This window comes from Pseudomonas sp. BNK-15 (genome assembly GCF_047456105.1).
Classification (GTDB): domain Bacteria; phylum Pseudomonadota; class Gammaproteobacteria; order Pseudomonadales; family Pseudomonadaceae; genus Aquipseudomonas; species Aquipseudomonas putida_E.
On record NZ_CP179898.1, the window covers coordinates 2,560,633 to 2,573,480 of the forward strand.

Genomic DNA, 12,848 nt, shown 5'->3' on the forward strand with positions numbered 1-12,848 from the left:
GGTTTGGAACCAGTGCTTCTTAATGGCGGCGTTCGACGATGTAGCGCGCCAGCGCCCGCAGAGGTTCTGCGTTTTCACCAAACCCTTCAAGTGCGACCAGCGCCTGGTCGCGCAGTTCGATCGCGTAGGCCTTGGCCGCTTCCAGGCCAAGCAGGGCCGGGTAGGTCGGTTTGTCACGGGCGATGTCGGCACCTTGGCGCTTGCCGAGGGTGGCGGTGTCGCTTTCCACGTCGAGGATGTCGTCCTGCACCTGGAATGCCAGGCCAATGGCCTGTGCATAAGTCTGCAGGGCGTCCAGCTGCGCCTGCTCGGCGCGGCCGCTGGCCAGGGCGCCAAGGCGCACGCTGGCTTCGATCAGCGCGCCGGTCTTGTGCCTGTGCATGAACTCCAGGGCCTGCTGGTCCAGCTTCACGCCGACCGAGCCAAGGTCGATGGCCTGGCCTCCGACCATGCCGGCAGGGCCTGCAGCTTTGGCCAGGGCCTGGACCATGGCCAGGCGGATGGCGTCGGGCTGCGGGCTCAGCCGGGGGTCGAGCAGGGCGCTGAAGGCCAGGCTCTGCAGGCCGTCGCCTGCGAGGATCGCACAGGCTTCATCGAAGGCTTTATGGGTGGTCGGCTGGCCACGGCGCAGGTCGTCATCGTCCATGGCCGGCAGGTCGTCATGCACCAGCGAATAAGCATGGATCAGCTCCACCGCGCAGGCGGCGCCGTTGGCCTGCTCGGCCGGTGCGCCCAGCGCTTGGCAAGCCGCATAGGCGAGCAGCGGGCGCACGCGCTTGCCGCCGTTCATCACGCTGTAGCGCATGGCGGTGTACAGCCGCTCAAGCTCCTTGGTGGGCGCAATGAACAGGGGTTCAAGGGCCGCATCGACGCGCGCCTGGCTGCTGGCCTGGTAGGCGCCGATCATGCCTCTGGCTCCGCATCGAAGGGCTGAGCGGCGAGCTCGCCGTCGCGTTCCAGCAGTATCTGTACTTTTTGCTCGGCCTGGGCCAGGGCGCCCTGGCAATCGCGGGTCAGGGCGATACCTTGCTCGAAGGCGGCCAGCGAGTCTTCCAGCGACAACTCGCCGTTCTCCAGGCGTTCGACCAGGGCTTGCAGGTCGGCGAGGGATTGCTCGAAATCGATGGAGGCTTTTTTGCGGGCCATGGCGACGGGTCTCGGTGGCTGTTCAGAACGGCGCGACACTAGCAGAGCGGGGCGGGGGGAGCAAACTTGAGGGTGGTTTTTCCGGCCCACAGGTACAGCACAATGCCAGAAGGCTGTGCTGAACCTGTTGGAGCCGGCTTGCCGGCGATTGGGCCGCAAAGCGGCCCCGTCGATCAATCAGGCTGGCACAGCTTCCAGCTCCACCATTGCCTCGCGGCAGCGTGCCAGCTCGGCAATGGTCAGCACCGGCAGATTGTACTGGCGGGCATACACCGCCACTTGCTCGCCGCGGGCCATGCTGCCGTCGGGGTTCATCAGCTCGCACAGCACCGCTGCCGGGCGCAGGCCTGCCAGGCGAGCCAGGTCCACCGAGCCTTCGGTATGGCCGCGACGGGTCAGCACCCCACCATCACGCGCCCGCAGCGGGAACACGTGGCCGGGGCTGACGATATGCCGTTGCTGCGCCGTCGAGCGCAGCGCTGCTTCGATGGTGGTGATGCGGTCCTGGGCGCTAACGCCGGTGCTCACTCCTTCTGCCGCTTCGATGGTCACGGTGAAGCCGGTGCCATGGCGCGCCTGGTTGTTCGCCACCATCGGTGCCAGTTGCAGGGCGTCGACGGTGGCTTCGTCCAGGCACAGGCAGACGATGCCGCTGCAATCGCGAATCATCATGGCCATGGTCTGCAACGACAGGTTTTCGGCGGCGGCAACGATGTCCGCTTCGTCCTCGCGGTCGTCATCGTCGAGCAGCAGTACGGGGCGGCCTGCCTGGAAGGCGGCGATGGCAGCGGACACATTGGGGAATTGCTGGTGATGCTTGGGGGACATGAAACGCTCCTCGTGAATGATCGATGAACGTCTCGGGGCGAACAAAATGCGCGCGCAAGGGCGCCCGAATGGCCCTCGCCTGACGCCTTCTTTCATCCGGACTATGACCGTCGGCTCTGGAGTCGCACCAGATCTGCTGACCCCCGGCATGGCCGGGGCGCTCGCGGGCTCATCTTTCGATTTACCGCCGGTGGGGACTTTCACCCCGCCCTGAAGACCGGGCAAGCATACCGCACAGTGCCACCCTGCTGACAAGCCGATGATCTGCGACCTTAGGCTTATCAGGGGTGACAGGCCTGATGGAACGCGTAGGTCTAGCGAGACATATCCTCAATTACTTCTTGCAATGAAGCTGGCAGCATGGGCCCATGCCCCACCCCGTCGAACCGCTCGAAACGCACCTGCAACCCCGGCACCTTGTCCAGGTAAGCCGCCAGCTCGCGCGTCGGCCGCTCTACATCGCCTTGCACCGGTGCGCGCGGGCTCGACGGTTCGTCGCCACCGCGCATGAGCAACAGCGTCGGTCGGTTATTGCCCAAGCGCTGCTGTAGCCCCTGCGCTTGCCGAACGATAGCTCCATCGTGCCACCACAACGACGGGCTGGCCGCCGCATAGTCGCTGAACGCTCCAGGCCGAGTGAACAACGCGTGCAACACCGCCAAGCCGCCATAGGAATGCCCCCACAGCGTCTGCCGCTGCGGGTCGATGGGTGCCACACCGGCTACCATCGGCCGCATGCGCTCGGTAAGCAAGTCCAGGAATGCATCCACGCCACCGCTGGGCAGGTGGGTCAGCGGATCGCGCTGTTCTGCAAGCCCGGCAATTGCCGGTGTGTAGTCGTAGGTACGCCCGGTTCGCTCGATGCGCTGCTCGGTCTGATACCCAACCGCCACCAGCAGTGGTGCCTGGCCCGCTGCGAGTTTGCCCAGTTGCGCACTGTCCAAAGCACCGAGTGCGGCATTGCCGTCGAGCATCCACAACACCGGATAACCTGCGGCGGGCGCCGGGCGGTTTGGCTTGCCGACCCACAAGCGGTAATGGCGCTGGCCATCGGTCGAGTCCAGGTCGAGGTGGCTGAAACGATAGGCCAGGTCCTGGCGCTGCAGCAGTGAAGTGTCCATCTTCTGCTCGCGTTGCGGCTGCGCCAGGGCAAGCGGGGCCGCAAGGGCCAACGCCAATGCCAGGGACAGGGTGATCTTGCTCATCAGGCGCCTCATCGATGCTTTGCAAGGAGCGCAAAGCGGGAGAGCCCAGATGATAATCAGTCCTGATTGAGCGTAAAGCGTATTAACTTTCTAAACATTCCTGGGCAACAGGCAGCAACAGGTGCAGGCAAAGGCCGGGATGACCATTGCTGGCCCACAGCCGGCCGCCTTGCAGTTCGACCGCGCGGCGGGCGATGGCCAGCCCCAGGCCGAAACCTGCGCCGCTGTCGGGCAAGCGCTGGTAGGGCTTGAAGATGCGTTCGAGTTCAGCGTGAGGCACGCCGGGGCCCTGGTCACTCAGGCGCAAATGCCAGTGGTCGCCCTCACGCCAGCCATCGAGGCTGACCCGGCCATCGGCAGGCGAATGGCGGATGGCATTGCGCATGAGGTTTTCCAGCGCCTGGGCCAGGCTGTCCAGATGGGCCTGCACCACGCATTCGATGCCGAGCGAGCAGGGCAGCCGTGCACGGTCCCAGCCGCTCTCGAAGCAGGCGTCCTGGCATAACGCTTCCCACACGGACACCATCAGCACCGGTTCGGTGCGTAACTGCGGCTGCTCGGTGTCCATCCAGGCGAGGTCCAGCGTGTCCTCGAGCAGCTTCTGCATGTCATTGACCTCGTGGCCCAGGCGCTCGCGCAACTGGGCGGGGGGCAAATCACTGTCATGGGCGATGCGCAGCCGCGCCAGGGGCGTGCGCAGTTCGTGAGACAAAGTACGCAGCAGCAGGCGTTGCTGCTCCAGGCTTTGGCGCAGGCGCCCGGCCATGTGTTCGAAGGCCTGCGCCAGTTCGCCCAATTCATCGCGGCGATCCTGCAGGGGCAGGCCAGGGCCGTCCAGGTCGTCCGCGCGCAAAGCATCAGCGCGGTCGCGCAGGCGGTTGAGCGGTACCACCAGGTGCCGGTAGATCGCCAGGCCAAGTAACAGCGCCAGCAGTGTGGGTGCAACGCCGTGAGTGATGAGGTGGGTCCAGGGGGTCAGGCCAGTGGGTAGCAGGCGCTCGGGCAGCTGCAACACCAGCCGGCCCTGTTCTGGATGCTGCGGGAACTCGATGCTGACGTAGGGCAGCTCATCCTGCAGGCGCCGGCTCATCGGCCAGTCGAGTTTGCGCATGAAGGTCAGGCGGCTGGCCTCGTCGACATTCAGCGGCGCGGTGCCGAGGCTTTGCAGGTGCGGCCCGATCAATGCCGCCCAGGTGTTCTCGGCGTGCTGCAGCTTTGTGCGAAAGGCTTCGGCGCCGGCCGCACCGCCTTGCTGCCAGGCCTGTTCAGCCTGCTGCGCATAGCGCGCCAGATAATCCTGGTCGGCCTGGGACAGAAAATAAGTGCTGCGCTCCACCGACAGGCCCCAGGTCCAGATCAGCCAGGTCATCAGCAGGCAGAAGCTGACTTGCAGTGCGGCCAGTTTCCACAGCAGGGGATGGCGGCGCATCACAGGTGTTCCGTGTCGACCAGGATGTACCCTTGGCCACGTACTGCCTGTATCTGCACATGCTGGGCACCGATATCGGCCAGCTTGCGGCGCAGGTTGCACACATGCACGTCCAGCCCACGGTCCAGGCGGGTGTAGGCGCGGTGCAATACGGTCTGGTAGAGGAATGCTTTGCTCAAGGCCTCACCGGGGTGGGCGCTCAAGGTGGCCAGCAAGCGAAACTCAGAGGCAGTGAGGCCGGCAGCCTTGCCGTGGTGAATGACATCCTGATGGTCCTGGTCGAGCATTACCTTGCCGGTTTCGGTTGGTGCCGCCGGCCTGCGGTCAAAGGCCACCCGGCGCATCAGAGCATCGACCCGCGCGTCCAGTTCCGCCAGGCTGAAGGGCTTGGGCAGGTAATCGTCCGCCCCGCGGGTAAAGCCACTGATGCGGTCCTGCTCGGCCCCCAGCGCCGACATCAGTATCACCGGAACTGCCTGCTGGCGGCGCAACTCGTCGAGCAGGCTGAGGCCGTCCAGGCCTGGCAGCATGATGTCCAGCAACACCAGATCGAAGCCATTGTGTTGCACCGCGTTCAACGCCTGAGGGCCGGTGGCGCAGGCGTTGACCACAAAGCCCCGGTTGAGGAAGTGGCGCTGGAGGTCCTCACGCAGGCGTGGGTCATCTTCGACGAGCAGGAGTGAGGTTGGCATTGGCAGTCTTGAATGAGAATTCGTATCAGTTGGCGATCATCCCATTGCAGGCAGGGGAAGGGCAATCGCCCCGTGCCGGGCCTAAGTGTTAAGAAGGTTAATCCTGCTGCACCCCTAGTTTTCGTCCGGTATCGTTCGCAAAAAGCAACGTGTTTCGTTTGCGATTAAATATCATTTGGGCGGAAGGTGTGTCATGAGCGGTTTCAAAGGTGTGGGAAGCCCCCGACGGGTGCGGGGCTGGCTGATGCTGGGGTTGTTGGCGCCGTTTTCTTTGTCGGCACTGGCCGAAACGGTCGCCAGTGAGGTTGCTGCGGACAGCTCGCTCGACCTGCCGGCGCTGACCATTGAAGGCAACCGCCTGTACGACATGCTGCCTTCGGAAGAAACCGGCGGTTACAGCGTCGACGCTGCCACGGTGGGCACCAAGACCCCAGCGTCGCTCAAGGAAATACCGCAGTCGGTCACCGTCTACACCCAGGACTACGTCAAAGACCGCCAGTTCGTGCACCTCGATGACCTGGCCAAGTACACCGCGGGGCTGCGCACCCTGACCAACGACAGCGGGCGGTCATCGATCTATGCCCGTGGTTACGAGTACAGCGAGTTCAACATCGACGGCCTGCCGGCGCCCATGGCCAGTATTTTTGGCACCGTGCCGTCGCTGGCGGCATTCGACCGTGTGGAGATCATGCGCGGCCCGGCGGGGTTGTTCAGCAGCACCAGCGAGCTGGGCGGTATCGTCAACATGGTGCGCAAGCGCCCAACCGCCGATTTCCAGGGCCACGTCGAAGCCAGCTACGGCACCTGGGACACCAACCACGAAGAAATCGACCTGAGTGGGCCGCTGGATGATGCAGGCCGGGTGCGCGGGCGATTCGTTGCATCGCGGGACGACACCAATGGTGAAGTGGACTACAACGCCAATACCAGCAACAGCTACTACGGCGCGCTGGACATCGACCTTGATGACGACACCCAGCTATCGTTCGGCCTGATCCACGAAGTGAAGAACATCACCCCGCACAACGGCTACCCGGCAACGCTGTCTGGTGAGGTCCCGGATTTCAGCCATTCGAAGTTCCTTGGCGCTGACTGGAACTACTTCGACGGCAAGACCACCGACCTGGTTGCCGAGTTGACGCACCGCTTTGACAACGGTGGTTATGGCCGTATCGCCGCCCGTGGCTCGCACCGCGACACCAACTACCTCTATGCCTTCACTGCGACCAATGCCACCACCGGTGCCAACTCCGAGCGCGCCAGCGCCCGAGACTTCACCCAGGATACCTATTCGCTGGATGCCAGCTACAGCCAGCCGTTCGAAACCTTCGGCCAGGTCAGCGAATTCGTGGTGGGTACCGACTACAAGAACTACGACACCGAGTACCTCAACGGCACCACCAACCTGGGGGCCATCAACGTCAACAGCTACTCGCCGACCCAGTTCGCCAAGCCGTCACCGAACTACAGCACCGAAACCGGTATGCAGGAGGAAGAGTACGGCCTGTACTCCAAGGTCACCTTGCGCCCGGTCGAGCGTTTGGCGCTGATTGCTGGTGGCCGCTTCAGCTGGTATCGCGGTGATTTCTACACCACTACCCTGAGCACTGCTTCGACTGTCGATGACAACAAACGCGTGGATGGACGGTTCACACCGTACGGTGGCGTGGTCTACGACCTGACCGAAAACCATGCGCTGTATGCCAGCTATTCGCAGGTATTCAAGCCGCAGTCAGATACCGACAGCAATGGCCGCGTACTCAAACCGCGTGAAGGCGAGCAGTATGAGTTTGGCCTCAAGAGCAGTTACTTTGGCGGCGACCTCAATACGCGTGTCTCGGTATTCCGTTTGACCGACGAGAACCGCGCCAGCACCGAATATGATGAAGATGGCGTAGACACCGGTTTCTCCGTGGCATCGGGCAAGACCCGCGTGAAGGGCGCCGAGGTGGAAGTCAGCGGCAAGCTGACGCCGAACTGGGAGCTGCTGGCGGGCTACACCTGGATGGAAACCGAAACCCTCGACGGTGATGCCGAAACTACCTTCTTCATCATGCCGCGCAACCAGGCGTCGCTGTGGAGCAAGTACACCTTCAGCCAAGGGCCTTTGACCGGGCTGGCCATTGGTGGCGGCGTCTCGGCGATGAGCAACTTCCATTCCGAGAGCGGCGGCGTGCGCATCGACGCACCGGGCTACGCCACGGTGGATGCGATGCTGTCGTACCCGGTCACCTCGAAGCTGACGGCCACCTTCAACGTCAACAACCTGTTCGACCGCGATTACCTGTCGCGGGTGGGGTCGACTTCGACGTTCAACTTCTATGGGCCTTCGCGCAGCATGATGGTTGGTGCACGTTACGATTTCTGACGTATTTCCCAGGAAATATTCAGATTTTTACCGTTGCTTGTAGTCCATTTCTGAAATAGCTTGCTACCGCCTTTTCGGCATTGTGCTGCTTTTCTCTGCGGCCTAGTCTGGGCCCGTCGTTGCCAAATCAGCGACCGGGCCTGCAAGCCCGCACAGAAAACGCATGCTTATCACCGAAAGCCAATGGTTTGCCATTGAGCACGCTTGACGGTGGCTGCGTACGGGAGGTTTTCGAACCTGCCGGTTTTCGTTCTCTGTCCGGTCTTGCAGACCCGTACGTGGCCGCCACCCATCACACTGCAAGTCATGAGTGCGGCTCTAGTGAATCCACAGAGGGCTACGCCATGCTTAAAATTGTCCCCGACCCACCCCATGATAATCGTTCCCTTGAAGACACCCTGATCCAGGCCGCGGACTATGCGCTGTGCGCCACGACTGTGGTGCACCAGGCGCTGCTGCACCCCAAATCCCCGGTATCGATCTTGATGATGACCTCGCTGGATGAAATGGAGGCGCTACGGGTTTTGCTCGAATCGGCGCTGATCCAGGTGCAGATGCCCACAGGCCCTCGGACCTTGCATTAAGGCTTAAATGATCTGCCGCCTGAGCCGGCCCACAGGGCTCAGCAGCGCTGCGGGCATTGTAGGAGCCGGCTTGCCGGCGATGAGGCCAGGCCGGGCAGCGGAAATTTCAAGGAGACCTCGACGCTGACGGCCACCTTCAACGTGAACAACCTGTTCGACCGCGATTACCTGTCGCGGGTGGGGTGGATTTCGACGTTCAACTTCTATGGGCCTTCGCGCAGCATGATGGTTGGTGCACGTTACGATTTCTGACGTATTTCCCAGGAAATATTCAGATTTTTACCGTTGCTTGTAGTCCATTTCTGAAATAGCTTGCTACCGCCTTTTCGGCATTGTGCTGCTTTTCTCTGCGGCCTAGTCTGGCCCCGTCGTTGCCAAATCAGCGACCGGGCCTGCAAGCCCGCAGACGAATCCCAGCGCTATCCGAGGTGCCTAGTGTCGGCAGCTTCGGCCAATGGTGGCTGCGTGCTGGAGATCTTCGGATCTGCCGGTTCTCGTCTGTCCGGTCTTGCAGACCTGCACGTAGCCGCCACCCATCAAATGCAAGTGATGTCGTGGTGGTCCATCAGGACGCAGACGAGATTACATCATGCTTAAAATTGTCCCCGACCCACCCCATGATAATCATTCCCTTGAAGACACCCTGATCCAGGCCGCGGACTATGCGCTGTGCGCCACGACCGTGGTGCACCAGGCACTGCTGCTGCACCCCAAGTCCCCGGTATCGATCTTGATGATGACCTCGCTGGATGAAATGGAGGCGCTACGGGTTTTGCTCGAATCGGCGCTGATCCAGGTGCAGATGCCCACAGGCCCTCGGACCTTGCATTAAGGCTTAAATGATCTGCCGCCTGAGCCGGCCCACAGGGTTCAGCAGCGCTGCGGGCATTGTAGGAGCCGGCTTGCCGGCGATGAGGCCAGGCCGGGCAGCGGAAATTTCAAGGAGATTGAGCAATGACCACTCACACGACCAAGTTCACTGTCGGCAAGACCACCTTCTTCCAGGGTGAAGACCACAGCCACCCACTGTTCCGCATCGAAGCCGGCATTCCATGCCAGGATGCCCGCGAACAAGCGTCGGAGTTGATGGGTTATGTGCGGGAGCTGACCATAATTGGCCTGATGGATGAGAAACCCATGATGATCTGGGCTTCGCATTACCTCAGTGCCATGGCCAAGGCGCTGATGGATGATGCCGAGTTGGGCATGATGCATTAACAGCAGGCATTAAAAAGCCGGCTTGTGGCCGGCTTCTCGGGGACGCTTCCGGCTAATTTATGGTAAGCCGCAACCGCCTTAACTGTGTGGCCATCAAGGGCCTGAAAGAGATGGCGAACGTTCGTGTGAAACGTTGCCGAGCCCTCTGGACTGCGGCTTGCGCCGGTCGGGGCTGAATGTGGCGCGTAGCATACAAGGGCCTGCCCAGGATGCCCAGCAAAAAATGGCACAGGGTGTTTCATTCGGGGCGTTGCTGAGAAAAATGCGACCAGTGGAAAACCCAGCCGAGTATCTTCAAGTGCTGTGCCTGGCGCTGGGCAGGGGTGAAGCGTTCCACGGTGTAGTTGCGCCGGTCATGGCTGTGCAGGCACAGGGTGCCCTTGTGGCCGAGGCTGAGGCTGTTCACCCTGAGTGCGCCATTGTGCAGCAGGGCATAGGTTTCACCGTCCTTGACCCGGGTCTGGCTGACGTCAATGGCCAGTATCGCGTCGCGTGGCACCCACGGCGCCATGTTTTGGCTTGGCATGGCCAGGCAGACGACATTTTCTGTTGCCACGCCTAAGGCCTGCAGCGCTTCAACCGGGAGTTGCAGGTATTTGCCGTCGAGAGTTACCAGCTTGCCGTCGTGCACTTGCTGAAACGGCACTTGCAAGAGCCGGGTGGCCCGGGTCGATAGCGAGGTGGGCGAATTGTCCGAGGCGGGCGGCAGGGTGCAGGTGCGCAGGATCGAGCTGGGGTGTTTGGGGCCTTCGCCACAGCGTAGCCAGCGGCGGTGAACGCAGAACAGGTCGGCCAGTTCGTCCAGGCGAGCCAGGGGAACGCCGCGTTTGAACCAGTTGTTGACGTGCTGGGGCGTCACACCGCGCTGGGCGGCGAAGTCGGAAGGGGTCAGGCCACACTCGTGGAGGAGGGCCTTGAGGCGGTCACCGGAGGTTTTCATGCAGCCGAGTGTAGCGGCGCGGTGCCAGTAGGGATATGAACCGGGTGTTGACGTGACGTGTAAGAAAAATGCCGTGTTGTAGGCTGTTGGATTAGGACAACGTAGGATCTTTTACTGTTTGCGGGACAGCGCGCACAAAAAAGCCCCGCCGAAGCGGGGCTTGGTGCAACCGGTATCAGCCCTTGTAGGCAGCGACCGATTTGGTGATCGCGGCGCGGGCGGCGTCGGCGCCTTCCCAGCCTTCGATCTTGACCCACTTGCCCTTCTCGAGATCTTTGTAGTTCGCGAAGAAGTGCTCGATCTGCTGGATCAGCAGTGCTGGCAGGTCGGTGTATTCCTTCACGTCAACGTACAGCTGCGACAGCTTGTCGTGCGGAACAGCGATGACCTTGGCGTCGCCGCCGCCGTCGTCGGTCATGTTCAGAACGCCGACCGGGCGGGCGCGGATGACCGAACCTGGGGCGACCGGGTAAGGCGTAACCACCAGCACGTCCAGCGGATCACCGTCGTCAGCCAGGGTGTTGGGGATGAAGCCGTAGTTGGCCGGGTAGAACATCGGGGTAGCCATGAAGCGGTCGACGAACAGGGTGTCGCTGTCCTTGTCGATTTCGTACTTGATCGGCGCGTGGTTGGCCGGGATCTCGATGGCGACGTAGATGTCGTTCGGCAGGTCTTTGCCAGCCGGAATCTTGCTGTAGCTCATTGGGCAGTGCCCCCGTGTTTGATCAAAAAAGTGGCGGCGATTATAGGCACATTCGGCCTGGGCATGCCACGCCCGAACTGATGCGCGGGCGCATCAGACGTGGCTTTCGCGGTAGTCAGGGTGTTCGGCCTGCAACCGCGTCAGGCGCGCCAGAGGGTCCTGGCGGTAGAACAGTGACAGTTGCCGGTACACCTGTGGATAAGCCTGCTGCAAGAGGTCGGGCGCGCTGAAGAAGTACTCGCTGGTGACGGCAAAGAATTCTGCCGGGTTTTCGGCCGCATAAGGGTCGATGGCCGTTTGCGTTTCAGGGTCGGCGTCCAGCTGGCGGTTGAGGTCGTCATACGCCTGCTGCATGGCCGTGGCCCAGTCTTCAACCTGCATGTCACTGTGCAGCGGTGGCAGGCCATTGGCATCGCCATTAAGCATGTCGAGCTTGTGTGCCAGCTCGTGGATCACCAGGTTGTAGGCTTCCCAGCCGCCGCTGGCCAGTACTCCGGCCCAGGCCATGATCACCGGGCCTTGCTGCCACGCCTCGCCGCTGTGTTCTCCATCCCAGACATGCTCCACGCCACTGGCGTCGCGATGGCGCTGGGGGCTCTTGAAGTCGTCCGGGTAGAGGATGATCTCGTGAAAGCCCTGGTACCAGTTGAGGTCCCCAAGGTGCAACAGCGGTAGCTGGGCCTGGGCGGCGAGGAACAGGCGTTGCTGATCATTCAGCTCGACGCCGGGCAAGGTTGTCAGGTGTTTGTCGAGCAGGAACAGGATGCAGGCATCACGTAGCCGACGGTCTTCGTCGTCGCTGATGCCATCGAGCATTGGCAGGCGTTCACGGATCGCCTGCCATTGCTGCGGATCGACCGGGTAGCGCGCCAGCGTGCGCTTGCGCCGCCAGGCGCTGAAGGACCACATGGCGTTTGTCAGTGTGCCTTGGCGGTGCGGCCCAGGCGGCCGCGCAGCAGGCCCAGGACCATGGGTACCAGCGACAGGAAGATGATGCCGACCACCATCAGCGAAAGGTGCTGCTTGATGAATGGCACGTTGCCGAAGAAGTAGCCGAGGGTCACCAGGCCACCTACCCACAGCAGCGAGCCTGCAACGCTGAAGGCCAGGAAGCGCGGGTAATGCATGTGGGCGATGCCCGCGACGAACGGCGCGAAGGTGCGCAGGATCGGCAGGAAGCGCGCCAGGGTCACGGTTTTGCCACCATGGCGTTCATAGAATTCATGGGTGCGCTGCAGGTAGTCGCGGCGGAAGATTTTCGAATCGGGTTTGTTGAAAAGCCGTTCACCTGCCGTTCGCCCGATCACGTAATTGGTGCTGTCACCCATGATTGCCGCAGCCATCAGCAGGCCGGCCAGCAGCACCGGGTCCATGCCGCCACCTGCGGCCACGGCGCCGGCGATGAACAGCAGTGAATCACCCGGCAGGAAGGGCATTACCACCAGGCCGGTCTCGCAGAAAATCACGGTGAACAGGATGGCGTAGATCCAGGGGCCGTAATTGGTGACCAGCAGATCAAGGTAGGCATCGAGATGCAGGATGAGGTCCAGCGGGTTGAAATCCATGTACAGCACCTGTGTTCTTGACCCGCAGCTACGGGCGAGCGGACTTGCGGTAGGGTAAATTTTCAGACATGCCAGGAGCAGGCATTATACGGCCAAGTCGCGAGGATGCCCGGAGAGTTTGTAGCGGGGGGTTACTGAGGGTGCAGGTACCGGCCCGATCGCCGGCCAGC

Annotated in this window: 14 protein-coding genes and 1 riboswitch; of the genes, 4 read left to right on the forward strand and 10 right to left on the reverse strand. The window is 62.1% G+C overall.

Going from position 1 to position 12,848, the window contains the following annotated elements; translation table 11 throughout:
- Window positions 1–19 precede the first annotated feature (19 nt).
- The 6 genes from ispA to ACMGF5_RS11730 form a co-directional block, all read right to left on the reverse strand.
- Window positions 20–907 (reverse strand): (2E,6E)-farnesyl diphosphate synthase, encoded by an 888-nt coding sequence (gene ispA, locus ACMGF5_RS11705; protein WP_115273474.1) that lies wholly within the window; start codon window positions 905–907, stop codon window positions 20–22.
- Window positions 904–1,146 carry an exodeoxyribonuclease VII small subunit gene (locus tag ACMGF5_RS11710; protein ID WP_008092375.1) on the reverse strand — a complete coding sequence of 81 codons (243 nt, stop codon included), beginning with the start codon at window positions 1,144–1,146 and terminating at the stop codon, window positions 904–906. Before ACMGF5_RS11710 ends, ispA begins: the two co-directional genes overlap by 4 nt.
- A 177-nt stretch (window positions 1,147–1,323) precedes the next feature.
- Window positions 1,324–1,974, reverse strand: coding sequence for a 3,4-dihydroxy-2-butanone-4-phosphate synthase (ribB, locus tag ACMGF5_RS11715; RefSeq protein WP_115273475.1), 651 nt, complete (start codon window positions 1,972–1,974; stop codon window positions 1,324–1,326).
- Between the two features lie 80 nt (window positions 1,975–2,054).
- A riboswitch (FMN riboswitch) is annotated at window positions 2,055–2,196 on the reverse strand.
- 92 nt (window positions 2,197–2,288) lie between these two features.
- Window positions 2,289–3,179: an alpha/beta hydrolase gene (locus tag ACMGF5_RS11720; protein WP_414157799.1), complete on the reverse strand. Its 891-nt coding sequence runs from the start codon at window positions 3,177–3,179 to the stop codon at window positions 2,289–2,291.
- A gap of 82 nt (window positions 3,180–3,261) precedes the next feature.
- A complete protein-coding gene (locus ACMGF5_RS11725; RefSeq protein WP_414157800.1) occupies window positions 3,262–4,608 on the reverse strand; it encodes a histidine kinase sensor domain-containing protein in 1,347 nt (448 codons plus the stop codon).
- Window positions 4,608–5,300 (reverse strand): response regulator transcription factor, encoded by a 693-nt coding sequence (locus ACMGF5_RS11730; RefSeq protein ID WP_115273479.1) that lies wholly within the window; start codon window positions 5,298–5,300, stop codon window positions 4,608–4,610. The genes ACMGF5_RS11725 and ACMGF5_RS11730 overlap by 1 nt, the downstream gene beginning before the upstream one ends.
- Before the next feature lie 193 nt (window positions 5,301–5,493).
- Here ACMGF5_RS11730 and ACMGF5_RS11735 point away from each other — a divergent pair, with 193 nt between their 5' ends.
- From ACMGF5_RS11735 to ACMGF5_RS11750, 4 genes are all read left to right on the forward strand, one after another.
- Complete coding sequence (locus ACMGF5_RS11735; protein ID WP_414157801.1) at window positions 5,494–7,668, forward strand: TonB-dependent siderophore receptor; 2,175 nt, start codon at window positions 5,494–5,496, stop codon at window positions 7,666–7,668.
- 344 nt (window positions 7,669–8,012) lie between these two features.
- Window positions 8,013–8,252, forward strand: coding sequence for a hypothetical protein (locus ACMGF5_RS11740; protein WP_115273481.1), 240 nt, complete (start codon window positions 8,013–8,015; stop codon window positions 8,250–8,252).
- A gap of 589 nt (window positions 8,253–8,841) precedes the next feature.
- Window positions 8,842–9,084: a hypothetical protein gene (locus ACMGF5_RS11745; protein WP_251962053.1), complete on the forward strand. Its 243-nt coding sequence runs from the start codon at window positions 8,842–8,844 to the stop codon at window positions 9,082–9,084.
- A gap of 122 nt (window positions 9,085–9,206) precedes the next feature.
- Window positions 9,207–9,470, forward strand: coding sequence for a DUF3077 domain-containing protein (locus ACMGF5_RS11750; RefSeq protein ID WP_046785111.1), 264 nt, complete (start codon window positions 9,207–9,209; stop codon window positions 9,468–9,470).
- Between the two features lie 238 nt (window positions 9,471–9,708).
- Here ACMGF5_RS11750 and ACMGF5_RS11755 read toward each other — a convergent pair whose 3' ends face one another.
- The 4 genes from ACMGF5_RS11755 to ACMGF5_RS11770 all read right to left on the reverse strand — a co-directional run bounded on the left by ACMGF5_RS11755 (window position 9,709) and on the right by ACMGF5_RS11770 (window position 12,678).
- Complete coding sequence (locus ACMGF5_RS11755; RefSeq protein WP_414157802.1) at window positions 9,709–10,410, reverse strand: LexA family transcriptional regulator; 702 nt, start codon at window positions 10,408–10,410, stop codon at window positions 9,709–9,711.
- 175 nt (window positions 10,411–10,585) lie between these two features.
- Entirely contained in the window at window positions 10,586–11,113 is a 528-nt protein-coding gene (gene ppa, locus ACMGF5_RS11760; RefSeq protein ID WP_003255365.1) for an inorganic diphosphatase, read from the reverse strand.
- A gap of 93 nt (window positions 11,114–11,206) precedes the next feature.
- Window positions 11,207–12,022, reverse strand: a complete 816-nt coding sequence (locus ACMGF5_RS11765; protein WP_281870167.1) for a zinc-dependent peptidase — start codon at window positions 12,020–12,022, stop codon at window positions 11,207–11,209.
- Window positions 12,023–12,030: 8 nt separating this feature from the next.
- Window positions 12,031–12,678: a DedA family protein gene (locus tag ACMGF5_RS11770; RefSeq protein ID WP_012312530.1), complete on the reverse strand. Its 648-nt coding sequence runs from the start codon at window positions 12,676–12,678 to the stop codon at window positions 12,031–12,033.
- Window positions 12,679–12,848 lie beyond the last annotated feature (170 nt).